Origin of the sequence: Synechococcus sp. KORDI-100 (assembly GCF_000737535.1) — a bacterium.
In the GTDB taxonomy this organism is placed as follows: domain Bacteria; phylum Cyanobacteriota; class Cyanobacteriia; order PCC-6307; family Cyanobiaceae; genus Parasynechococcus.
The window spans coordinates 1,377,234-1,401,349 of sequence record NZ_CP006269.1 but is presented as its reverse complement, the minus strand read 5'-3'; the positions used below and the strand labels follow the sequence as shown (position 1 = coordinate 1,401,349).

General features: G+C 56.8%; 20 protein-coding genes. 11 read left to right on the top strand and 9 right to left on the bottom strand.

Annotated elements, in window-relative coordinates; genetic code table 11:
• Genes KR100_RS07070 through KR100_RS07060 form a run of 3 tightly spaced genes read right to left on the bottom strand, consistent with a single transcriptional unit; the run spans position 1 to position 2,453 of the window.
• Positions 1-741, bottom strand: a complete 741-nt coding sequence (locus tag KR100_RS07070) for a response regulator transcription factor (RefSeq protein WP_051847373.1) — start codon at positions 739-741, stop codon at positions 1-3.
• A gap of 51 nt (positions 742-792) precedes the next feature.
• A complete protein-coding gene (locus KR100_RS07065; protein ID WP_038544366.1) occupies positions 793-1,212 on the bottom strand; it encodes a hypothetical protein in 420 nt (139 codons plus the stop codon).
• A 41-nt stretch (positions 1,213-1,253) separates the two neighbouring features.
• A complete protein-coding gene (locus KR100_RS07060) occupies positions 1,254-2,453 on the bottom strand; it encodes an ABC transporter substrate-binding protein (RefSeq protein WP_081858883.1) in 1,200 nt (399 codons plus the stop codon).
• Between KR100_RS07060 and KR100_RS07055 the strand changes: the two genes are divergently transcribed.
• Entirely contained in the window at positions 2,430-3,659 is a 1,230-nt protein-coding gene (locus KR100_RS07055; protein ID WP_038544364.1) for a hypothetical protein, read from the top strand. The two genes, KR100_RS07060 and KR100_RS07055, sit on opposite strands and share 24 nt — an antisense overlap.
• Here the strand turns inward: KR100_RS07055 and KR100_RS07050 are convergent.
• The gene (locus KR100_RS07050; RefSeq protein ID WP_038544363.1) at positions 3,637-5,286 is read right to left on the bottom strand and encodes an AarF/ABC1/UbiB kinase family protein; all 1,650 of its coding nucleotides are present in this window, start codon (positions 5,284-5,286) and stop codon (positions 3,637-3,639) included. The genes KR100_RS07055 and KR100_RS07050 overlap by 23 nt on opposite strands.
• A 271-nt stretch (positions 5,287-5,557) precedes the next feature.
• Between KR100_RS07050 and KR100_RS07045 the strand changes: the two genes are divergently transcribed.
• On the top strand, positions 5,558-5,818 hold the full coding sequence (locus KR100_RS07045; protein ID WP_038544361.1) for a hypothetical protein: 261 nt from the start codon (positions 5,558-5,560) through the stop codon (positions 5,816-5,818).
• 252 nt (positions 5,819-6,070) lie between these two features.
• Here the strand turns inward: KR100_RS07045 and KR100_RS07040 are convergent, their stop codons facing one another.
• Positions 6,071-6,319, bottom strand: coding sequence for a DUF1651 domain-containing protein (locus tag KR100_RS07040; RefSeq protein WP_038544359.1), 249 nt, complete (start codon positions 6,317-6,319; stop codon positions 6,071-6,073).
• A gap of 372 nt (positions 6,320-6,691) precedes the next feature.
• Between KR100_RS07040 and KR100_RS07035 the strand changes: the two genes are divergently transcribed.
• The 9 genes from KR100_RS07035 to KR100_RS06995 all read left to right on the top strand — a co-directional run bounded on the left by KR100_RS07035 (position 6,692) and on the right by KR100_RS06995 (position 18,744).
• Positions 6,692-8,074, top strand: coding sequence for a hypothetical protein (locus KR100_RS07035; protein WP_051847371.1), 1,383 nt, complete (start codon positions 6,692-6,694; stop codon positions 8,072-8,074).
• The gene (locus KR100_RS07030) at positions 8,074-10,275 is read left to right on the top strand and encodes a cysteine peptidase family C39 domain-containing protein (RefSeq protein WP_038544356.1); all 2,202 of its coding nucleotides are present in this window, start codon (positions 8,074-8,076) and stop codon (positions 10,273-10,275) included. The genes KR100_RS07035 and KR100_RS07030 overlap by 1 nt, the downstream gene beginning before the upstream one ends.
• Positions 10,272-12,410 (top strand): ATP-binding cassette domain-containing protein, encoded by a 2,139-nt coding sequence (locus tag KR100_RS07025; RefSeq protein WP_051847369.1) that lies wholly within the window; start codon positions 10,272-10,274, stop codon positions 12,408-12,410. The genes KR100_RS07030 and KR100_RS07025 overlap by 4 nt, the downstream gene beginning before the upstream one ends.
• Positions 12,411-13,377: 967 nt before the next feature.
• Positions 13,378-14,802 carry a lysine decarboxylase gene (locus KR100_RS07020; RefSeq protein ID WP_051847368.1) on the top strand — a complete coding sequence of 475 codons (1,425 nt, stop codon included), beginning with the start codon at positions 13,378-13,380 and terminating at the stop codon, positions 14,800-14,802.
• Positions 14,703-15,185, top strand: coding sequence for a septal ring lytic transglycosylase RlpA family protein (locus KR100_RS14935; protein WP_038544354.1), 483 nt, complete (start codon positions 14,703-14,705; stop codon positions 15,183-15,185). The genes KR100_RS07020 and KR100_RS14935 overlap by 100 nt, the downstream gene beginning before the upstream one ends.
• A gap of 88 nt (positions 15,186-15,273) precedes the next feature.
• On the top strand, positions 15,274-16,155 hold the full coding sequence (locus KR100_RS07010; protein WP_038544352.1) for a DUF692 domain-containing protein: 882 nt from the start codon (positions 15,274-15,276) through the stop codon (positions 16,153-16,155).
• Positions 16,152-17,003, top strand: a complete 852-nt coding sequence (locus tag KR100_RS07005) for a DNA-binding domain-containing protein (protein WP_038544350.1) — start codon at positions 16,152-16,154, stop codon at positions 17,001-17,003. The genes KR100_RS07010 and KR100_RS07005 overlap by 4 nt, the downstream gene beginning before the upstream one ends.
• Before the next feature lie 528 nt (positions 17,004-17,531).
• Positions 17,532-17,765 (top strand): hypothetical protein, encoded by a 234-nt coding sequence (locus KR100_RS16525; RefSeq protein WP_038544348.1) that lies wholly within the window; start codon positions 17,532-17,534, stop codon positions 17,763-17,765.
• Positions 17,766-17,817: 52 nt separating this feature from the next.
• A complete protein-coding gene (locus KR100_RS06995) occupies positions 17,818-18,744 on the top strand; it encodes a phosphatidate cytidylyltransferase (protein ID WP_051847367.1) in 927 nt (308 codons plus the stop codon).
• Here KR100_RS06995 and KR100_RS06990 read toward each other — a convergent pair.
• The 4 genes from KR100_RS06990 to KR100_RS06975 are packed head-to-tail and all read right to left on the bottom strand — an operon-like array spanning position 18,734 to position 24,022.
• The gene (locus tag KR100_RS06990) at positions 18,734-19,360 is read right to left on the bottom strand and encodes a DUF2993 domain-containing protein (RefSeq protein ID WP_038544347.1); all 627 of its coding nucleotides are present in this window, start codon (positions 19,358-19,360) and stop codon (positions 18,734-18,736) included. The two genes, KR100_RS06995 and KR100_RS06990, sit on opposite strands and share 11 nt — an antisense overlap.
• The gene (locus KR100_RS06985; RefSeq protein WP_038544343.1) at positions 19,357-20,322 is read right to left on the bottom strand and encodes an alpha/beta fold hydrolase; all 966 of its coding nucleotides are present in this window, start codon (positions 20,320-20,322) and stop codon (positions 19,357-19,359) included. Before KR100_RS06985 ends, KR100_RS06990 begins: the two co-directional genes overlap by 4 nt.
• On the bottom strand, positions 20,319-21,434 hold the full coding sequence (locus KR100_RS06980; protein WP_038544342.1) for an iron-containing alcohol dehydrogenase family protein: 1,116 nt from the start codon (positions 21,432-21,434) through the stop codon (positions 20,319-20,321). Before KR100_RS06980 ends, KR100_RS06985 begins: the two co-directional genes overlap by 4 nt.
• The gene (locus KR100_RS06975) at positions 21,434-24,022 is read right to left on the bottom strand and encodes an ATP-dependent Clp protease ATP-binding subunit (RefSeq protein WP_038544339.1); all 2,589 of its coding nucleotides are present in this window, start codon (positions 24,020-24,022) and stop codon (positions 21,434-21,436) included. Before KR100_RS06975 ends, KR100_RS06980 begins: the two co-directional genes overlap by 1 nt.
• Positions 24,023-24,116: the final 94 nt, after the last annotated feature.

Genomic DNA, 24,116 nt, shown 5'->3' with positions numbered 1-24,116 from the left:
TCAGCCGAAGCGGTAGCCGAAACCGCGAACGGTGCGGATCAGTTCAGGAGCCGAGGGATTGTCCTCGATCTTTTCCCGCAGCCAGCGGATGTGGACGTCCACCGTTTTGGTGTCGCCGACAAAGTCCAATCCCCAGATCTTCTCGAGCAACTGATCACGGCTCCAGACCCGTTTGGGATTCCGGATCAACAACTCGAGAATCTTGTATTCCTTTGGCGACAGGTTCAGGTCCTCACCATCCCGGGTGACTCTGCACTCACTCACATACAGGCAGAGATTGGCGTGCCGATGGATTTCCGCGGGCGCGTTCGGCAGCTGGCGGGAGCGCCTAAGCAGAGCGCGGCAGCGTGCCACAAGTTCCCGTAATCCAAACGGTTTCACCAGGTAGTCGTCGGCCCCCACCTCCAAACCGAGCACCCGGTCGGTCTCACTGTCTCGCGCACTGATCACAAGGATTGGTGTGTTGTTGTTGAAGCGTCGCAGCTCCCGACAGAGATCCAGACCACAGAGGCCTGGAAGCATCAGATCCAGAACCAGCAGGTCGACGGGCTGAGCCGACGCATCCGTCAGAAGGGAGAGTGCCTCCTTGCCGTTCGCGGACGACAGCACCTCGTAACCCTCGGCCTTCAGGGCTTCTCCGACGGTGTCGCGGATGCTGTCATCGTCCTCAACGATCAGAAGCCGTCCTGTGGCGACGGCACCAACGGGCAGGGTTGTCACCACCACATGTCCAACCGACATCGTCAGTTTGCCCTGGGACCGCTCTGCGAGCCTTAAAACAACATTTTTTGATCAAAAGAATTCGTCGAAATTATCGAAATCGACGGCCTTGAAGTTGCCACGCTCCACCTGTTGCATTAGGCGCTCAAGCTGAGCGAACAAAGCGCCCCCCGTCAGGAGCGACAGAACGAAGGCCACCAGCAGGGCAGCCCCGGCGGAGAACCCGAAGATCTGCAGGCAGCAACCGATGAACAACGTGGTGCCGATCAGGGTGCCGGCAAAGCTGATCGTGATCTCAGCAGTGGCCAGAGGCAGCAGGGGCAGACGATCCTGCTTCCAGCCATCGAGTTTGTCCTGCACCTGGCGGCCAAAGGTCAGGCCGCAGAGCACGCCGATCATCAGGCCGACACCGGCCATGAGATAGGGAGGCTGGGGCAGCATCACCATCTGAAGCAGCTGCTCCAGCTGTTCGGCGGTCAACTCATCGGTCATGTCGACCTCGGCGGTGAAGCGGCGACCTTAGCGATCTCGCATCAAGGTTCCCAGTTCTGGGAGCCCAGGAAGGTCAGTTCAACGAAATCACTGGCCTGGTGATCCTCCCGGCCCATGTCTAGGGAAAAGCCACCGAGATCGACATCCTTGATCGACTCGAGCGCCGAAACGAGATCCTGGCGCGAGGGATCCTTGCCGGCTCGGTCCAGGGCCGTGGTGATCAGACGCGCAGCCAGAAATCCCTCGAGGCTCGTGAAGCCGAAATCAGGATCGTCGCTGCTCGCACGCATCAGTGTCTGGTACTCGGCCACGATTGGGATCCAGCGGTTCCAAGGGAAGGGAACAACCTGGGCGACACCGATGCCGTTCGCTTCACCCACCGGCATGGCCTGTTGCAACGCCTTGGTGCCGACGAAGGACACGTTCATGATCTGGGCCCAACTTCCCCGATCCCTCAACTGGGCGGCCAGGGAGGCTGAACTCACGTAGGCGGACACCACGATCACGCCGTTGGGATTCACCGCCAACAGCTCCCGAAGCGCCTGACCGACCTTGGCGGAGTTGCGCTGCACGGTGGCGGTGGCCACCGGTGTCAGGTCGTGACGCGCGAGAGCCTCAATCGCTGCCTTGAGACCGTTCTGTCCAAAGGCATCGTCCTGATACACCACAGCGATTCGGTGATTGGCATCGCGCACCAGTTCATCCACCATCGCCTCGATCTCCAGGCGATAGCTCGAGCGCAGATTGAACACCATCCTCAGCTCAGGGCGTCGCAGCAGACTGGCCCCGGTCATCGGCGCGACCAACGGCACCGAGGCCTGCTCAATCAACGGCAGGGCAACCTTAGTGGTGGGCGTTCCGACGTAGCCAAACAGCGCCAGCAGATCCTGGCGCTGCAACAGTTGGCGGGTGTTCTCCAGCGTTTTGCTGGGCTCGTATTGGTCATCCAGGCTGACGAGGCGAATCGGACGTCCGTGGATGCCGCCGCGGCGGTTCACCTCCTCGAACCAGGCCATGGCCCCGCGTTGGTAGTCGAGACCGAGCTGGGCCGATGGTCCCGTCAGGGGCAGGGACTGACCCAGCACGACTGCGTCGCTGCTGGCCGGCGAATCTCCCGCGGGCGGGCGGGAGTCTGCAAACAGACGCTGCAGGGGAACCAGTGCCAGGCCACCCAGCAGCAGCCCACAGGCCAGAGTGCGAACAGAGGCGAGCCGCTGATGGCCCCGAGGAAACAGAAGCACTGGAACATCCTCGCCGCGATCTCAATTCTGCTTGCTGCCGTTCTGGCGGTCTCAGGAATCAGCGAGCTCGATGTCGGTCGTGTGCCGAGCCGGGACGCCCTGCGTCTGGCCTCGTCATCCCGGGCTCTGACGACCGATACCCGCCGTCTGCCAGCGGATGGCTGGACCTCCCTGCGAGGGCAGCTGATGTCGGATCGGGAAACCACAACGGACCAGGAGGCGCTGGAGAACGCCAGGTTCCACATCCAGGCCGGCGTCTATGCCACCAGCACCTATGACCTCGATCTGAGTATTCCGAGCTACTCGGCCAACGGTTACGTCTGGCTGCATTGGGATGACGCACTGCAGCAGTACCTCGAAGAGCAAAACCAGTCGATCAACGAACGGATCACGTTGGTGAACGGCCTGCTCTCCGATGCGGAGCCGGTGTTGACACCCTTGGGCCCACAGCCGGTGCAACAGGCCGATGGCAGTTATTACCAGTTGTTCACCTACCTGGGTCGCTTCTACATCGACAAGGCGAGCTTCCGTCACTTCCCCTTTGTCACCGTGAGCCTGCCCCTTGTCTTGGAGATGGAGGACGTCGAAGGAAGCTTCGATTACTCCAATCTCAGGTTTGAGGCGGATGTTCAGAACAGCGGCATGGGACTGTTCGCCGGCATCATCGGCTGGCTCAACCGCGGCTGGTCGATTGCTGAATACCGGCACAACTACGCCACCAACTTCGGGCTGGGAGGCAGCGCCGACGACTACAGCCTGATTGTTTACGACATCTCGTTTGGAACCTCGGCCTGGTCGGCCTTCTGGCGCCTGATGCTGCCGCTGCTGGTGGTGATGGCGATGGTGCTGCTGGTGTTCAAGGTGAGAGCGGACGAACAGGATGCCCGCGCCGGGATCCCCGTCACCGTGCTGCTCACCCTTGTGTTTCTGCAGCAGACCTACCGGGATGAACTTCCCGATCTGCCGTTTCTCACCTTTCTCGACCAGGTGTATGTCGTTGCCTATGTGGTGACGTTGCTGGCCTTTGTGCTGGTGATCTACATCGGCCGTCGTTACGGGGAGATGGAACACATGCCGGAGGGACCGAAACGGGAGCAGATGGAGCAGCGTCTGCATCGACTCGATGAGATCTGGCCGCTGACGGTGGTGATCTTCAGCTCCGTCAGCATTGTTCTCTGCTGGTTCACACTGCCGCCAGGGGGTTGAGCTGCTGCAGCAGCCCTCCGGCGATGCGTCCAGGTCCGAAGGTCCGCCCGATCAGTCCGGCCAGGGCTCGGACATCATCGGTATGAATCCGATCGTCGCGGATCAGGTTGAGCAGCAGACGTTTGCGCAGATCAGCACCATCCCGACTGAACAACAGACGCAGACCGGCTCCGGCCACAGGGATCAACTCCTTGCCTGGAGCTGGCGCATCCTGTCCCACCACGGCCAGGAGGCTTTCGAGACGATCGAGACGAAGACGGCCTTCCGTGTCGAAGATCACCTCAAGCAACTTGTCGCGCATCTCACTGGTGTCGCCAGCGAGAAGGCGACGGGCAACGTAGGGGTAGGCCACCGCAATGATCCGAAACTGGGGATCCAGGCGCAGGGCCAGGCCCTCCTGGCTCACCACAGCCCGGATGATCAGGGCGAAACGCGCTGGCACCCGGAAGGGGTAATCGAACATCAACTCTGAGAAACGATCGGTGATCGCCTTGAAATTGAAGGATCCGACCGAATCACCGAGACTGCCTCCGAGCACTTCTTCCAGAGCAGGAATGATCGGCTGCAGGTCGGCTGTGGGGCTCAGAAAACCCAGGGTCTGAAAATCCTTCGCCAGAGCCTCGAAATCCTTGTTGATCAGGTGAACCACGGCGCCCGTCAGGGTGAGGCGATCGCTGTTGCTAATCGAATCCATCATCCCGAAATCCACGTAGCCGATGTGGCCCAGATCACCACTGCGTCCATGACGGGCGAACAGGTTGCCAGGGTGGGGATCCGCGTGGAAGTAGCCGAACTCGAGAAGCTGCTGCAGGCCGCTGATCACCCCTGTCCGGATCAGGGCGGTTGGATCCATGCGCAGATCCAGCAGTTCTCTGCTGTCGCGCATCTTGGCGCCATCCACCCACGCCGTCGTCAGCACACGACGGGAACTGAGCATCCGTTCAACCCTCGGGACATACACAGCCGGGTTGTCGGCAAACATGGCAGCGAAGCGCTCGGCATTGGCGGCTTCCTGCTCGTAGTCAATCTCTTCAAAGAGGCTGCGGCCGAATTCATCGATGATGTCGCCAAGGCCAAAACCGAGGTTGAGGGGCAACAACGGCGCGGTGATGACACCCAGCAGGCGGATCAAGACGAGGTCGCGGCGGAGGATGAACTGCAATCCCGGCCGCTGAACCTTCACCGCCACCCAGGCATCGCCCTGGAGCCTGGCTTTGTACACCTGACCGAGACTGGCAGCCGCAATCGGATGATCGGGAAACTCCTCGAACAACTCATCGGCAGGAGCACCGAGCTCCTCCTCGATCCGCTTCAGGGCGATGGCATGGGGGAAGGCGGGAAGATCGTCCTGCAGCCTGGTCAGTTCCTCCAACCAGTCGCGACGCACGAGATCGGGGCGCGTTGACAGGGCCTGCCCCACCTTGATGAAACAGGGACCAAGGCCGGTGAGGGTGTTGAGGATGCTGCGTGCAACCCCCTGCTGAACCTTGGCGTCTGCGCTGCTCCCTCGTACAAGCAACACCAGAACCAAGCCGGTGAACGACCAGAGCACCTGAATCAGTCGCGGCACAGCCACCCAGGGCCTAAGCAACAACCAGAGAAGATCCCGTCCGGGGTCGTAAGCCATCAAGCGAGGACGGTACGTCTTACTTATTTAAGTGGAAAAATCTTCATCCCAAGGGTGGATCAGGCCAGTGGCTTACTTGCGACGTTGGTTTCAACGGACTGATTTCAAAGAACTGATTTCAAAAGACTGATTTCCACGAGCTGGTTGCCATGAATGGTGCGGCAGCGGCCTGGGCAATGTTGGAACCCGGAAAGGCCTGAGGGGATGGCTCGAACCGGGCGCAACCAGCAGGGAAAACTGCCTATGGTCTCAAACCAGTCTCACGAAGCGCATGCTGCAAACGATTCTTTCAGTGGTTCTTGCAGCTGTGATGTGGGTCCAGGTTCCCCAATGGCAGCCTGATTGGTCCCGATGTTCAGTGGAGACGCCGGACGTTGATTGCCATTGGTATGTCGTGGCACCCGACACCACCTTCGGGGAAGGCTTCAGCTGGGAGACTGCACCCTGGTTCAGCGTCGAGGGTCTTCAGGACGTCGCCCAGCTGTCATCCACGATGAACAGGATCCATGAGCAGGCCTCTGCAGAAGCCTGAGCAGCAACCGTACTGCGCCACCAGATGACCACGTCATCAGCTCCGCTCACAAGTGCCGAGCAACGCACAGAATTTGTGGGCGATTGAGCAGCAAACAATCTGATCAATCGCGAATGAGCCAACAAAGCGAACTGAGCACATCAGCGCATGTCGCTCACGTGAGCCGAGGGCACACTGAAAGAGCGGGTAAACGCTGATACCTGCGGCGACGGGCGTGGGTGGACCTTGAGGGAGATGGTCCACCCTTGCTCACTACGCCACGGAGTCATCACCCCAGGCAGGCGAGGTCTGCACCCAGCCGCTTGAGCGAAGCGCCTTCCAGAGCGCGGTGGCATCCGACTGCCTCAGATAGCGCCTGCTCTTGAGCAGAGCAGGTTCACCGGCCGGCATCTCTCTGCCGTAGTCGACGAAGACCCTGGGGTCGCGTTGCCAGGACCGCTCATCTCTGTGAAACCGGGCGACCCAATAGCGCTCACGATCGGTGAGCCAACCCTCTGCCATGCCAAACAAAATAGTACGCCTGTATTATTAGCAAAATCAGGGTGCAACGTCCAAGGCCTGCCAACCGACCATTCCATTCACCCCGTTCCATCCACCCCATGCCATTCACATCGTCGACTATGCCATCGACGATGCAGGATCAACGCCTACTCACTTGAGCCGAAGGAGCAGCGTTGAGACCCGGCCCTGGCGCCAGGGCATGAGGCGACGACAGAATGGCCCTGACCATCCGCGCAGGCCGAAACAGCAGGGACGCCGAAATGTATTCATCACTACAAAATCTTGGCGCCTAGCGCAGGAAACACTGACATACAAAAAATTAGATTGCCGACCGGTTTTCAGTCCATACGATGCGGATATTGAAGCTCGTTCATGTCGTCGATATTCAGCCAGGAGGCCCTCAGAAAGCGACGAATTCCAGGAGACCTGGCAGGCCCCATCACTCTGTTAACGCCCCCACTCAGGGCAACAATCGCGATGGGTTTTGTGCTGGTCGCCGCTGGGGTTGGGTGGTCTGCCATGGCCCGAATCCCGATCACAGTGAACGCCGTTGGGGCACTTCTACCAGTCAGCACAATCAATACGATTCCGAGCAGAGCCGAAGGCAAAGCCATCTGGACGTTCAAACAAGCGTCCAGAGAGTGGCATCAATCGGCCTTTAGATTTTCCTTAAGACCAGAAGAGTTCAACGCCGAACAAGTTGTCAAGCTTGCCGAAGACCTGCTCAACGATTCAGACGTCACACCGTCGGGCGAAGGCATCGACGCACAAAACAACTCAACGGAATTCGTCGAAAAACAAAAGTCGTTGCTTGGCACGCAACTACCAAAAGGGCGCCTGATTCTCTGGATTCAGTCAAATTCAATCGAACAACGCCTGACCGTCGCGCTGATGCAGTGGAGATCCCTGCAGGATTCCACCACAAAGAAAACAGATAATCTCAAAACAGAAATCAAGACCCTGAAAACTGAATTGGTCTCCAGGAATCAGATGCTCGCAAAAATGCGAGGGGTAGGAACAGATGTTTTTTCAGCCGATACACTCCTGGATGAACAATCCAATGTTGACAGCCTGAAGGCACAGATCCTTAATGTCGAAAGTCAAATACTCGCCTTGGATCAAGAAAAAACGAATGGATACCTGAACTTGAAGAATATCCTCTCCGATGTCGTGGATGGTGAGTTGATCTTTGCAGAAGAGCCCTTATATCTCTATCAGGTCATCCCCAACGACTCTGAAGAAGTATCAGCTGGAGAAATCGTCCTGAAAGTGAGCCCAGATCTGGTGAAATCACCATCGCTCGTCCCTGTCTTTGTTGACAACACAGACAAAGGATCAGTCTCGGCAGGAATGTCCGCTCTGGTGACGCCGGTCGGATTCAATCGCACGGAATATGGTGGAATCAAAGGCGAAGTCGCATCTGTCGCTCCGGTTCCGAGCACAGTCGATGGGATGGAAGCAAGGGTCGGTGTTACATCAATTGCCAGATCGATTGAAGCAAGGATGGTTGCGCCAACATTGGTGATCCTCAAGCTTGAAAAATCCAACGGCCAGGATGTTGTCAACAGTGGCGGTTATCAATGGAGTACATCAACGGACTTGCCATTTCAACCTCGAGAAGGGTCCAAAATCAACGTGGAAATAACAACACGATATGTTTCGCCGATATCACTTGTCTTGCCAACAGTGAAGAAGTTTTTTGGATTCTCGCCACCTGACTCATTGAACTCAGAACCAACAGCGACAGAGCCCTGATGAGAACGTTATTGTCCAGAAGGACGAAAACCAAAACACGTCTGCAATACGAGGCCCTGGAATGCGGGGCAGCATCGTTAGCAACAATTCTCGATTACTTCGGACGCTATGAAGACCTCAGCGATTTGAGAGCTGCCTGCGGCGTCAACCGGGATGGTTCAAGTGCAGGGCAGATTCTTAAAGCGGCAAGAACCTATGGAATGTCCGCCAAGGGATTCCGAATGGATGCAAAAAATCTGAAGGAAGGCGGCAAATACCCGTGCATTGTTTTTTGGGGATTCAATCATTTCCTTGTCGTTGAAGGGTTTCAGGGAGACACGGTATACCTCAGTGACCCTGCCCAAGGGCGCTACAAAGTTGATTTTGAAGAATTTTCGACGAACTACACGGGCATTGTCCTACAAATAGAGCCAAACGAGTTATTTAAACCAGATCGCTCCAAAAGGAAAGGTCCAATACTTTTTACATTTATCCCACAACTACTGCCCTACACAAAACATTTTTTGCTCTTAATGGCACTTGGCTGCGGCCAAGCCTTTTGCACATTATTTGTGGCGGGCCTGTCGTCAACGTACATTGACAGCTTTTTAATGAATAAAAGGCTTTATTTTGGCGTTCCAACTGTGTGGTTGTTATTTCTCAGTGCAACGACGTGGCTATTGCTACTGGCGATACAGTTTCTGCTGCTTCGAAGAATAGAACTATCATTATCAAAAAGAATTACAGCAAATCTTTTCAGGAAACTATTCCAAAATCCATACTCTTTTTTCGAATCCAGGTTCCAGGGCGAACTGGCATCCAGGCTGATCTTAGGAATGGAAACAACACAAGTGATTATCGCTCAGATTGTCCGATTTGTTATTCAAACATGGGCTTCTATATTGGTTTTGATATTTGCTTTTGTCATTTCACCTCAGCTTTCAGCTATTTTCCTGGCAATCGCAATCGGCAACACATTATTAAATTGGGCACTAACAGAAATGAGATCAGACGCAAACCGGAAATTATCAATTGACACCGGAAAGTCGTTTGGGAAAAGCCTGGCAGGTATCAACAATATGGAGGGGCTCAAGGCGTCTGGACTGGAACTGGAATATCTCAGTCAGTGGCAGGCCAGCTTTGGAAATGTCGTCGTCCAAAGGCAAACTCTGGGACAACAAATGGCATGGTCCAATGTTTCAGCGTCAACAAGTTCGTTTCTAATCAGTATCTTAGTGATTGCCATCGGTGGATTACTGATTATCGATGGGAAAATGACCCTCGGCGCCCTCGTCGCATTTCAATTTCTCCAGTCTGAACTTGTCGGTCCAATCGATCAGTTGCCAGGCATTACCAAGTTGTTCCAAAATTTAGTTGGCGACGTCGGAAGGATCGAAGACATCAAAAACAATGACGATGATCCCTTGGTCGCGAGCTTTAAATCCGGCAAGCAGGGGTTTGAAGTAGCCAAGTATATCAAACTTAAAGGGGATGTACAAATCAAGAATCTAAGCTTCAGTTTTGACGCAGGCAAAACGTATTATATGAAAAATCTTGATCTTCATATCCCCCCAGGGCAACAGATCTCCCTTGTAGGAGGAAGTGGATCGGGAAAAAGTACCTTAATGAAACTCATTGGTGGCTTGGTCAGGCCAACAGATGGAGAGATATTGTTTGATAATCAATCAATGTTTGATCAAGGAGTTCAGGTTATCCGCAATAACATGTCTCTTGTACCACAAAAAGTATTTATTTTCAACGGAACCGTCCGAGAAAATCTTGTTCTGTGGGACGACTCAATTGAAGACGAAGACATATTCAAAGCAGCAGAAGATGCCCAGATACTCTCTCTCATACTCAGTCACAAGGATGGATTCAACAGGGTTCTCAAAGACAATGGCAGTGACCTCAGTGGTGGAGAACGTCAACGCCTGGAACTTTGCCGAGCGTTAATACGAAAACCGAACATCCTTTTGCTTGATGAAGCAACCAGCGCCCTCGACAATATGACCCAGTCAAAGTTTCTCAAAGCGCTTAGACAAAGAGAGATTACGGTGATCTCGATTGATCACCGCCTTGAGGCATCACTTACAAGTGATGTTGTGGTGGTCATGGAACAAGGTGCAATCGTCGAATCAGGAGCACCAAATGATTTGTTATCAAGCGATGGACATTTTTCGAAATTACATGCCATCTCTAAGAATGAGGAGGCCTCATCATGAGTCGTCAACAGAACCTCTTTGACAATATCAATCAGCTGGAATCGCAGCTGTTTCTACCAACGGATGTTGAAAGCAATCAACTGCCTGAATTGCGTCTCATAGATTTTTGTTTAAAGAAACTGGGCGTCAAAAAACCAAATCTTGAATATTTGCCAAATTCGTTATTGGTCAACACGATCGACCATAACGATATTCCTTACCGACTTGTTGATACTCCTCGCGATCTGGTCAACAACGCATACTCGATTTTGATTGTTTTTGATTTGAGCACGACTCTGCCAGCTGTTCTTTTTCGTCATGGATCATCCAATTGGCTGTTTAATCCATACACAGAGGAGAAGAGACCTGTTAATCAGTCTGATCAATTTGAAGATCGGTCCATTGAAATTTATGCATCGCTGCCTGAAAAAATCCTTAATATTTTTACCATTTTAAAGTTTGCGTTTTCAGAGGAACTTATATCCATATTACTTCTTTTCATCGCCGCGGCAGTGGCGATGTTATTCAATCTATCGATACCGATGTTGACCAACTATCTGGTTGGCAGCATCCTGCCTCAAAGTGACAGTCAACTTTTAATTGAAACCACGACGGTTGTCTTGCTGATCATCCTTGGATCCTCAATTGTTCAATACCTCAAGACACTGATGACGCTTCGTTTGGAGAGCGTGACAGATCATCGTTTGCAAACTGCCGTGATGGACCGATTGGTGAGATTGCCAATGACCTTCATCTCTAAATTCACAACAGCAGATCTGGCATCACGCGTCAACTCCATCAGTCAGATCAGGCAAGCGTTAGGAACTGGAGTCATCACCACTCTTATATCAAGCTTATTTTCGCTGACATACTTTGCGCTGATGTTCCAATATGACCCTGAATTAGCGATCTACGCAGTCATTTTAACAGTGTTTTCAACAAGCTTGATTTTAATACTTACCTGGAGATCAATTCTCTTAGAAAAACCTCTTCTGGAAAAAAGCGCTGAAGTTACAAACTTCTCGATGCAAGCCATTATGGGTTTACCTCAGATCAGAACTTCAGGAAAAGAACCCTATGTCTTGATGAGATGGTTGAAAACAGTGAATCAGCAAGCATCATTGCGCCTGAAAAACAACTTTTACAATGATGCGAAGCAACAATATGCAGTTTTAGCAATACCCATTTCCTCCGTTGTTATATTCGCTATTTTGACAGCACGCTTATTGAACAGCGGTGGAGATATTCAATTTGATGCAACAACTGCTTCTTTCATTGCTTTCAATTCTGCATACGCAAGTTTTAATGGTTCCTTCGCCAGCGCGGTGGATATCATCGCCGATGTATCGGGTCGTGTTTCCGTCCTCTGGGGGCGGGTGGAACCGATCCTGGTCACTGATGTTGAAACAGGATTTAAAAACTCAGCCGTGCGCAAAGAAATTTCAGGTTTCTTTGAAGTGTCAAAATTGTCCTATGCATTTCCTGAGAGTCAATCGCTGCTGTTTGATCAATTGAGTCTTTCAATACCCGCTGGAAAATACACAGCCATTACGGGACCTAGCGGTTGTGGAAAATCTACACTGATAAAATTCATATTAGGATTTTTAAAACCAACGTCAGGAGAAATCTTTGTTGATGGTGAATCCCTTGAAAATCTTTCCATACGATCCTACAGAAAGCAATTTGGTGTTGTGATGCAATCTGCATCGTTCAATCCTGGTTCTATTTACGACATCGTTTGTGGAGGCTTGCATCGATCAGAAGATGATGTCTGGGAGGCACTCAGAAAAGCTGCTGTCGATGATGAGATACGTCAATTACCAATGGGCTTGGAGACTCTTTTAACGGACTCTGGAACGAGCCTTTCAGGTGGTCAGATGCAAAGAGTATCCATCGCGAGAGCGCTGATGAATAACCCTTCTGTCTTGATCCTTGATGAAGCGACAAGTGCTCTTGACAATGCATCCCAGAAAATCATTTCAGATATGATTGATCAGATGAAGATCACGCGAATCGCGATTGCCCACCGATTGTCGACGATACGCCATGCAGACCAGATCATTGTTTTACAAAAAGGGAAGCCCGTTGAAATCGGAACATGGGACGAGCACATCGAAGCTGGCGGATATTTGTCCAAAATCACTCGTCTGAATTAGTTTACCTCGTTTTATTATTTAAGAACCGTTGGGGTCTAGTGATCCACTGAATAGCAACGTCGAAGGGTCATGAAGCATCACAACCTTTCAGTGGTTGTTCGAGAGGTCGTGATAGTGAATGTTGTGTGGCCGACGGCGGTGCACCGCCGGAGCGATTCGACCACATCTGGAGACTGACGAGTCGAGAGCAACGAAGCGAAACACCACCGAATTTCTTGCTAGGAACGAACTTGACCACACCCTGAGGATGCGGCCAGGTCTTCACCCGCCGGGCATCGCTCTACCCGGCTTTCAGGTCTGTTAGCGACCTGACGACATGATCTTGGTACGAAAAAAGCTTTCTTGTCGGAAAAAAACCGGCTTTTTTCGACATCCACAAAAGTCAGCCAAGACGCAGGTCGAGAAGAGCAGCACGGCCGAAGCGACTGCTTGATCAGGAACGATGATTGACCTGCAATCAACATGATTCGATCCTGCGATGATCGGACCCACTGCAAGGCCACGTGAAGCAACCTGTCGAAACACCACGCAAACCAGGTTATTGACCTGAGAAGAGCACTCAAACAAGGATACAGCTCACCACCGGTGAGACTGTTCGTTGACGCCTCGTTCAACAGATCGCATCGTACCCATCCAATAATCGGGCGGCGTTGATCAAACGATACCAATGCAACCAATCGACAATTGCTGACAGCACAATCAGAGTGATCGATTAGACCGATCAACCAGAGCGATCAACCCCAGCGAACCGACAATTTCAGTCAAAACGTCATCTAAATACAGACAAGTCATATATAAAATCACTGCCAATCTCCATTGAATTTCTTACATTCAATCCTCGCAAAGCCATGCCTTCAGCAATGGCAACAGTGATGGCTGAGTGGGTTGTCAACTGAAGAACCGTGAACAACACGCCCAGGACTCAACAACGTCTGTCCTTTAGCGTTGCTTGAGATCCACTGAAGGGATGACGCTGCCGTCCCTGCTGCAGCGTCGACTGGGTACGGCCCTTTGTCTGCCGTCCCATGGCCGTGGTCTGGCCCTGCCGGCGAGCGTCAAGCGTCTGCTGCGCCAGCGGCCTGGCCTGTGGGATCTGCCGGAACTGCCCAGCATCGGCGGCCCACTGATCAGCGAGGGAGCCGTCGCCGACAGTCAGAGACAAGCCGCCGCGGCCATCGGGGTCCAGCGCGCCTGGTATGGCGTCAACGGCGCCACCGGCATGCTCCAGGCCGCGCTGTTGGCCCTTGCCGCACCCGGCCAAGCCGTGTTGCTGCCGCGCAACAGCCACCGCAGTCTTCTGCAGGCCTGTCTGCTGGGCGATCTCACCCCTCTGCTGTTCGATCTGCCCTTCCAGAGTGATCGCGGTCAACCGGCCCCCGCCGATCACGCCTGGATGCAGCGCGTGCTGGCCGAACTGCCGGGAGATGCCCCACCGGTTGCCGCCGCTGTGCTGGTGCACCCCACGTATCAGGGCTACGCCAACGATCCAACCGCCGTGATCCAGTTGTTGCAGCAACAGGGTTGGCCCGTGCTCGTGGATGAAGCCCACGGCAGCCACCTGGCGCTGGGGCACGATGCTGAGCTGCCGCCGTCCGCCCTTCACGGGGGAGCGGATCTGGTGGTGCATTCCCTGCAGAAGTCATCGTCCGGGCTGGCTCAGACCGCGGTGCTCTGGCTGCAGGGACAACGCGTTGACCCCGAGGCTGTTGCGCGCAGTCTCGGCTGGTTGCAAACCACCAGTCCCAGCGCCCTGCTGCTGGCCTCTTGTGAAACGGCTGTGATGGCCTGGTGTGATCAGGGAGGACGTCAACAATTCATGCGACGTTTGCAGGAGGCACGCCAACTGCGTGAACGGCTCAGCGGCAATGGGTTGCCGTTGCTGCCCAATCAAGACCCACTGAGGCTGGTTCTGCACACGGGGGCCGTTGGCATCAGTGGACCTGAAGCCGATGCCTGGCTGCTGCCGCGGGGCCTGGTGGCGGAACTTCCGGAACCGGCGACACTCACCTTCTGCCTGGGTCTGGCGAAACGCCGGGGCCTGACATCCCTGATCACCCGCCATTGGAGACAACTGCTCAAGGCCCACCCCGATCGCCAGCCGCAAGCAGCCTTCAGCCGCCCACCTCTGCCCCTGGTCTCGACACTCTCGATGCCCCTGGGCCAGGCCTGGCGAGCTGCAGCGCGCTGCGTGCCATTGACTGAAGCGGAAGGGGGCATCGCCGCCGAACCGATCTGTCCCTACCCGCCAGGGATTCCCTTGCTGGTTCCGGGGGAACGGTTGGATGGCCCGCGTTGGCGCTGGCTGCTCGAGCAGCAGCAGTGCTGGGGCGATCAGATCCCTCAGACAGTGCGTCTTGTGGATGGGGAGCGCAATCCAGATCGGATCGCTTGAATGCGCTCAGACCGATGACTGCGGTGCTGCTTCGTGTTTTGCTGCTGATGTCGCTGTCGACGGCACCGCTGGCCGCCCAGTCCAGGTTGATGCAGGTTGTGAACGGCCAGGCGAGCTGGTACGGCCCTGGCTTCTATGGACGTCGCACAGCCAGTGGCGAAACATTGCGACGCGGCACGTTCACCGCAGCCCACCGCACCCTGCCGTTCGGAACCCTTGTGCGCGTGACCAATCTCAGCAACGGTCGTTCGGTTGTCGTTCGGATCAACGATCGCGGGCCGCATCGTCGCCACCGGATCATCGATCTCGCCCATGGCGCCGCCAGCGAACTTCGGATGATGCAGGCCGGCGAGGTTCCCGTGCGCCTGGAGATCGTTGAATAACCGGCGCCGGCAGAGCGCCATGGATCAAATCACATATCAATTCGCTGTTGAGTCACTACGTTGACAACAGTGATCGAGATGCTCTGCCATGAGCGCGACGGCAGGACTCAAACCTCTGTCGACGAGGCTGAAACGTGCCTCAGCCGGCCTGAACCTCTGCCACGAGAACGCTGTGACCTTGTTCCAGCAGCGCCCGGATCTGGACTGCATCCAGATCAATCCGGAACATCTGATGCAGGAGGCCGGTGGCACCTACCGGGACCAGCTCGATGAGCTGCGCCGGGAATACAGCGTTGTCCTGCATGGCTACGGACTGTCGCTGGGGTCCTCCGGACCCCTCGACAAGCAGTATCTGCTGCTCGTGCGTCAACTGCTCCGGGAGCATCCGGAGGCCGTCTTCTCCGATCACCTCTCCTGGAGTTCCCTGTCCCAGCATCATTTCCACATTCTGCTTCCCCTGATTCAGAACGAAGAAACCGTGGATTACCTGGCGGACAGGATCGAGGAGGCGCAGGACGTGATCGGCTCCCCAATTCTGGTGGAGAACATCAGCAGCTACATGCGTTTCAAGGATTCCGACATGTCGGAGATCGAGTTCATCAATGCCATCACGGAACGCTCTGGCTGTTCTGTGCGCCTGAACATCAACAGCATCTTGATCAATGCCAGGAATTTCCAGGAGGATCCCTGGACAACGCTGTCACAGCTCAACGTCAACAGCGTGCGGGGGTTTCACCTGACGGGCAGCTCCACGGAAGCCGCTGGAGCTGGTGTGCTCCACATCGACAACCGCAAGGAGACGATCCAAGACGACGTCTGGGACCTGTACCAGCAATCGCTGGCTCACTTCGGTGCCTGGCCCACCATCGTCGACTTGGACAGCGCCGAACCATCACTGGAGCGAGCTCTCAATCAGGTTCAGCACGTCAACCAGTTCCTGCGTCCTTACGCCCTCGAGAACGCCCAATGAGATCACCACAGATCGTGCGGCTGCAACAGCAGTTCCTGGCAAGCCTGCACAGCGAACCGCGCCAGTGGCTTCTGGATCAGATCATTCCCGCGCCAGCCTTCAAGGACAGCCGTGAAGTGCTGAGGATCTATCTGGATCGGGCCATGGCGCGCACGGTGGATCCACTCAACCAGGTGTTCCGTTCGGTGCGCTGGATGATGGGCGCCGAACACTTTGAACAGCTGATCGAGCGCTTCTACGCCGATTCCCTCGGCGAACCCTTGAACGCAGAGGCGTTATCGATGGAATTCGTGAGCTACCTGGGATCCCTCGAAGAAGAGGACTGGGTTCGCATGTCCGATCGCGTGAAGCTCAACAGCGTCTGCGGTTTCACGGCATCGATGGCACTGGTGGCTGCCGCCCTGCTCGATTGGCGCTGCCACTGGGTCTCCCTGATCGCGCACCGCTCCTATGAATCCACGGAGCTTCTCCAGAAGAAGCTGCATCACCGTTCATCGATCTGGCAGCGACCGACCCTCAATCCAACCTCCAAGTTGTGCATCAGCGGTGTTGACCTCGTCAGCCTGAGCCAACGGGTCAAGGACGGCACTAACCCGAAGGAGGTGCCGTTCTGCGCGGACGGTCCCAGCACGTTCCTGATCTATGCCGATCAGGATCACAAACCCCGTGTGCGTTTGTTGAATGCCGATGAAGCCCTCCTGGTCAATCACTGCGATGGAACACACACGATCGCCTCTCTCTGCCACGAGGCTGAATACTTCGGCCGCAGCCACAAACAGACACGGGAGCTGATCAGCGCCCTGATCAACGACGGTGTGATTCGAGCACTCAAGGATGGATTGAGCTAGGTGGTCTGAGCTAAGTGGTCTGAGCTAAGTGGCCTGAGCTGTTCGACATCCGCTCTGGTACTGCATTGTCCACACTGGTTTCAGAAAACCTGGAACAGAAAGAAAGCATCAGGACTCCCGAGAAGCCATGGCTAGCTTTCTGGGATCCTGTGAATAAGGACGCTTCACGGCAACGAATTATGTGGTGGGAAGTCTTTCCCCCCGGTAGCCTGATGGAATCCCCAATGTTGTTTATTCGTCTGATCTGAAGATCAAAGGATCAGGCAATAATGTCACCATTAAATCCAAAAATAAGTCCGGAAAAATCAAAAAAATGTACTAGAAGCAGATCTGGAGATCACAACTCATCCGGATCGGATTCCTGGAGTCAATAACTTCCTGAGCAAATGGTTCATACCGCAGATCACATCGGTTTTCACGGATGATCCCGACTCCGAAGTTGAGGAAGACGATGCCTCTCTTGAAGAGATCGGTGTTGAGGCGGACTATGCAACCAGTGGTCCAGACACCGAAGAAACCGTTAACAATGTGGCGCCCGGCGGCGGCGGCGGCGGCGGCGGACGCGTGCGCGGTACCGGCGGTGGCGGTGGTGGTTGCGGAGGAGGTGGTGGTGGAGACACCAGCGACTACGGCATCGACCCCTACATCGACATCAGCTCGATCTTTGGAGGCGTGGTGTCGCGCGATGACCACGTTTCCATTTGCTCACACCATGGTGTTCAAACCACGGCTCCCGACGTTGATCTCAGCGTGATCACCTGAGGCGATTGGTACGCTGCTCGGGAGGGATCCCAGAACCTCCCATCGGAAACTTGTGATCAGCGAGGTCACCGCCGCAACGCCGAACCTGACACCAAGACCCGGTTCTCTTCGCAAACGCTTGACCAGTGGTGCAGCAGCGGGGGGGTTCGGCCTGATTGTGGTGGCCCTGGGTGGTTGGTGGTTCACGATCGCCGTGGGCGTGATCGTGCACCTCGGCCTGCTGGAGTTCTTCCGCATGGCCCAGTTCAAGGGCATCCGTCCAGCCACCAAAACCACCCTGGTGGTCTGTCAGCTGCTGCTGCTCAGCACCCAGTGGGCCATCCAGGGGGGCCTGCCGGATGTCATCCCCCAGGCGGTTCTTCCCCTGTCAGGGGCGACCATCTGCGCCTGGTTGCTGCTGCAGCCGGTCACCGGTTCGATTGCAGATGTCGCCGCCTCGATCTTTGGACTCTTCTATCTGGGTTTTCTGCCGAGCCACTGGTTGCAGTTGCGCAACCTGAGTGCACCGCAACTGGCCCCGAGCCTGGCGTCCCTGCCTGAGGCATGGGGCTGGCTCGACAGTGGCCTGGCGATCACCCTGTCGGCCTGCCTGATGATCGTCGCCAGTGATATCGGCTCCTGGGCCTTCGGCATGTGCTGCGGCCGCCGTCCGCTCTCGCCGATCTCGCCGGGGAAAACCGTGGAGGGGGCCATCGGCGGATTTGCCTGCGCCATGGCCGTCGGACTGATCAGCGGTTGGATGCTGGGCTGGCCCCTGGCTGGGTTGCCGGGTTTGCTGCTGGGAGCGCTGGTGGCCTTGATCAGCCTGGTGGGGGATCTCACGGAATCGATGATGAAACGCGATGCCGGCCTGAAGGATTCCGGAGATGTGCTGCCGGGCCATGGCGGCATCCTGGATCGCATCGACAGCTACCTGTTCACTCCCGCTGTGATCTATTACGCGATCACCCTTGCCCTGCCGTTGCTGCCTAAGGGGTGACGCGGGCGCGACCCTGCAGGTGCAGGATCCCAGCCTGCAGCTGAGCCTGCTCGATCTGGATGCCCTCATCCATCGGCAAGAGCGTCGTGCGGTCGTCGTCAATGGGCTGGATCGCCACGGTGCCTTGAGCGGCACGCAACCTAAACCGGCGTCGTGCCGGATCCTTGTGCGCGGCCACGGGAGCCTTGAGCTCCATCTGGTCGTTGTCGATCAACAGACCACCAAGGGGAGTCAGCCCCATCAACTGCTCGGCCAACCAGTCGCCGAGCCATCGCCAGGGCTCTGACAGCAACGCCTCATTCAGGGCACGACCGGTGATCGTCACCTCACCTTGAACATCAAAAAACTGCTGCAGCACCACGCCCCCGGTGGTCAGAGTCACCTGAATCTGACCACTGCGCAGGTCCGCCAGCTGCAGCGGCAGTCCGCGAAAACACACGTCGCGGGCGGTGAGGGTGACGCCATCAAGCTTGCCCTGCAGCAGGCCAAGGCCTGACCCCTGCAGCTCCAGCTGCAGATCGCCGATGCTCTCGCAGGAGCTGCGAATCCACAGCTTCAAACCACTGGCGATCAGCTGCAGCACCGGTCCACTGCGAGGTGAGGGGAAAACACTCATGGGCGCAACAGACGGAGCGCGCGATCTACCACCTGCTGCGGATGGTCGAGATGCGGCAGATGGCCGCAGGCTTCAAAGGTCTCCACCGGTTGCTCCAGGAGATCCAGCACGGCCTGTTTCAACGGAGGCCGCAGAATACGATCCTCCGCACCCCAGATCACATGCAAGGGCTGGCTTGGCAGGGGTGAGCCGCAACTGGCGAAACCGCCGCTGCGAGCGAAGGCGGCCAGGGCATCGGCCCAGCCAGGAACCTGCAGGTGCAGCGAAGCGATCTGCTCCTCAGGCGGACCGACGGACGCCGCTGGATCAGCGAACGCCTGCTTGCACAACCCCCGACGAACGCCTGGCCTGGAGAGAAACCAGACGCCAAGGCGATCGAGCAGGGGTGGCAAGGGCATCGGCCGGCCCGTCAGACCGGCGGGGGCCAGGAGCAACAATGAGCCGACATGGTTGGGATGGCGCCGGGCCAGTTCCACCGCCACCGCACCGCCCATTGAGGCACCGACAACTGCAACGGTTTGATCAGAGTCCTCTTGGCAAGAGCCTCGGTCAGAACAGCCTTGCTCAGAACTGTCTTTGTCAGAACTGGCCTGTCCAGAACCCTCCTGACCGGAGGAGCCTTGTTCCGCCTTCAGACGCGATAACAGGGCATCGAGATGGCGCAGCACCGATTCGGGGCCATAGGCAACGCCCTTCGGGCGAGGCGTGAACCCAAAACCAAACAGATCGGGAATGAACAGCTGAACGTGCGGCGCCAGCAGGGGCGCAATGCGACGGAACTCCAGAAAGCTGCTGTCGAAGCCGTGCAGCAACAGCAAAGGCGGTCCTTGCCCGAGCACAGCCACTGGAAAGGGATCGGAGCTTCCCAGGCCCGGGAGATCCCACCACTGCACTGCATCCGCCAGAGCCCGTGCCTGAGGATCCAGCAGCTCAGGGCCGAGCTGCTCCAGCAGTGTGGTCAAGAGGGCACGGGGATCGGTTCAGCCGCCCCGACCAACGCCTCGAGCAAGGCGCCAGGGGTGACGGGAAAGGGCAGATGATGCAGATCGGAGCCCTTGCGACAGGCGAAATCACACACCGCCTGGAGGTCGCTGAGGCTGGCCTCCGCCAGACCGAGATCCGCCAGGCTCACCGGCAGTTCCAGTTGTTGAAGCAAGGGCAACAGCTGACGATGGGCCTGGGCTGCGAGACGGTTCTCACCAAGACGGTCCTCAAGCCGCAGCTGCACCAGGACACCGAAGCCGACCTTCTCGCCGTGGAGCGAACCATGGGCCGCCGCAAGCTGGGTGAGACCGTTGTGCACGGCATGGGCCGCCACAGTGCGACAGCGGGCGCCACCCAGGCCGCCCATCACACCGGCGGTGAGCCCGCAGGCTTCGGCGACACGCACCCAGGCCTCTCCTGAGGGATCGCGCATCGCCTCGACGCTGTCGATCAGGAGCTGATCCCGCAACACCCGGGCCATCTGCACCGCTTGCTGCACCAGCCCATCCTCACTGCAGGCACTGCTCACCGACGACTCGTACCACTTGGCCAGGGCATCGGCGATCCCACTGGCAAGGGTTCGAGGGGGTGCCTGCCGGATGAGGGCGTGATCGAACACCAGCAGATCCGGACAACGCGGCAACACGACATCCGACTGGAAGGCACCTTGCGGCGAATAAAGGTTGGCCAGGGACGTCCAGCCGGCACAGGTGGCGGCACTCAAGGGAACCGTGATGCAAGGGAGGTTGAAGCGACTGGCCAGCAGTTTCCCTGCATCGAGAACCTTGCCACCGCCGGCGGCGATCACAGCATCACAAGGGTGATCGCCATGGGCGGTCAGGTCGCGCCCGAGTCGCTGCAGATCGTCCTCGCAGCAATCGAACTGAAGCTGGGCAGGGTGCGGAGACAGGCCTGCATGCTGCAGGTCGGCAAGCAGTCGACCACGAATCGCAGCCGTGGCGCTGCTGCGGCCGAGCAGCAACGGCGTGTTGCTGAGGGCAGCAATCTGCGGCAGGGCCTGCGCCCAAGCACCCTCTCCCCTCAGCATCGCGGTAGGCGCGATGGCGTGGGCAGAGATGGGTGCGGACATCAGACGCTGGCGCCGGCGAGCTGGGGAGTGGCCTCCGCGCGACCTTTATGGCGCACGACAACCTTCTTGTTCTCGTCTACATCCACTTCGGCATGATCGCCATCCTTGACGCGACCGGAGAGAACTTCCTCGGCCAGGGAATCCTCGAGCAGACGCATCACAGCACGACGCAATGGACGGGCTCCATAGGCGGGGTTGTAACCCTCCTCGACCAGACGTTCCTTGAAGGCGCTGGACACTGTGAGGGTGATGCCCTTGTCGCCCATGCGGCTGAACACCTCCTTGAGCATGATCTCGGCAATCTCCTTAACCTCATCACGGCTCAGCTGACGGAACACGATGATTTCGTCGAGACGGTTGAGGAATTCCGGACGGAAATACTGCTTGAGCTCCTCGTTCACCAGCGAGCGAATGCGAGTGTATTGAGAGTCTTCAGCGCTCTCTCCTGAGAACTCAAAGCCAAGACCACCACCACCTTTCTCGATCACCTTCGAACCGATGTTCGAGGTCATGATCACGAGGGTGTTCTTGAAGTCGACCGTGCGGCCCTTGGAGTCGGTGAGGCGCCCATCTTCAAGCAACTGCAGCAACAGGTTGAAGACGTCGGGATGGGCCTTCTCGATCTCGTCGAAGAGGACCACGGTGTAAGGACGACGACGCACGGCTTCGGTAAGCTGCCCACCCTCGTTGAATCCCACATACCCCGGAGGTGAACCGATCAGCTTGCTGACCGTGTGGCGCTCCATGAATTCAGACATGTCGAGGCGGATCATTGCCTCTTCGCTGCCGAAGAAATAAGCCGCCAGCGCCTTGGTGAGTTCGGTCTTACCGACACCGGTCGGGCCGGAGAAGATGAAGCTGGCGATCGGACGGTTGGGATTCTTGAGACCGACGCGAGCACGACGCAGGGCCTTGGAGACGGCCTTCACCGCTTCGTCCTGACCGATCAAACGCTGGTGGAGGGTTTCCTCCATGTTGAGCAGCTTCACCGACTCGCTTTCGGTGAGCTTCTGAACGGGAACCCCTGTCCAGGAGGCGACGATCTGGGCGATGTCCTCCTCATTCACCATCGGTGTGGATTCACCGCCGTCAGCCAGTGCAGCCGGGGTTGACTCAGCTGTCGACGACATCTCTGCTGAGAGATCGGCCTCCGCTGAGGAAACGTCCGTTGCCGGCTCGAGAGGGGTCTGACTGCGGCTGTTCTGCAACAGGGTGCGGATCTGCTCACGCAATTCCACTTCTTTCTCGCGGAGTTCACCGGCCTTGGTGAAATCCTGATCGCGAACCGCAGTTTCCTTTTGCTTTTGCACCGCCCGCAGCTCCCTGTCCACCTCCTTGGCAGCGGGGGGCAGCTTGGAGTTGAGCAGGCGCACCCGGGAACCTGCCTCATCGATCAGGTCGATGGCTTTATCAGGCAGGAAGCGGTCGGAGATGTAGCGATCGCCGAGGGTGGCCGCTGCCACGAGGGCATCGTCCGTGATCTTGAGGCGGTGGTGCTGCTCGTAGCGCTCTCGCAGTCCCTTGAGAATCTCAATGGTGTCGTCGATGGAGGGTTCACCGACGTTCACCGGCTGGAAGCGACGTTCGAGGGCCGCATCCCGCTCGATGTGCTTGCGGTATTCGTCGAGGGTCGTGGCACCGATGCACTGGAGCTCACCACGGGCCAGGGCAGGTTTGAGGATATTGGCAGCATCAATGGCCCCCTCGGCAGCACCGGCTCCGATCAGGGTGTGCACCTCGTCGATGACCAGGATCACGTTCCCGGCGGACTTGATCTCCTCCATGATCTTCTTGAGGCGTTCCTCGAATTCACCCCGGTATTTGGTGCCGGCGACAAGCAGACCGATATCAAGGGTGAGAACACGCTTGTCCTCGAGGATGTCTGGAATTTCACCCTGCTGAATGCGCTGGGCCAGACCCTCGGCGATGGCGGTCTTGCCGACGCCCGGCTCACCGATCAACACCGGATTGTTCTTGGTACGACGACCAAGGATCTGAATCACGCGATCAATCTCGTTGTGACGACCGACGACCGGATCCAGCTTGGCCTCGCTGGCCAGCTGGGTGAGGTTGCTGCCGAATTCATCGAGTGTGGGGGTTTTGGTGGACCCCTTGGAGCCGCCGCCGCCGCCGCCACCGGCGGTCACCTCCGCGGTTTCACCCAGCATGCGAATCACCTGGGTGCGCACCTTGGCCAGGTCGACGCCGAGGTTTTCGAGCACACGGGCGGCAACTCCTTCACCCTCACGGATCAGACCGAGGAGAAGATGCTCCGTACCGATGTAGTTGTGGCCGAGCTGGCGAGCCTCTTCAAGGGACAACTCCAGCACGCGCTTGGCCCGTGGGGTGAACGGAATCTCAACCGCCACGAAGCCGGAACCTCGGCCGATGATCTTTTCCACCTCAACACGGGCGTCCTTGAGGTTGACCCCCATGGACTTGAGCACCTTGGCTGCAACACCTGTGCCTTCACCGATCAATCCGAGCAGGATCTGCTCGGTTCCCACGAAGTTGTGACCAAGACGCCGTGCCTCTTCCTGGGCAAGCATGATCACCTTGATGGCCTTCTCGGTAAACCGTTCGAACATCGTTGAGGCCGATGTGGAGTCAAACCAAGCTATCAGGGGTTGGCGCCTCGTGCGACTGTTCGGTCGGTTCGGTCACTTTCCAGTGACAGTCTGG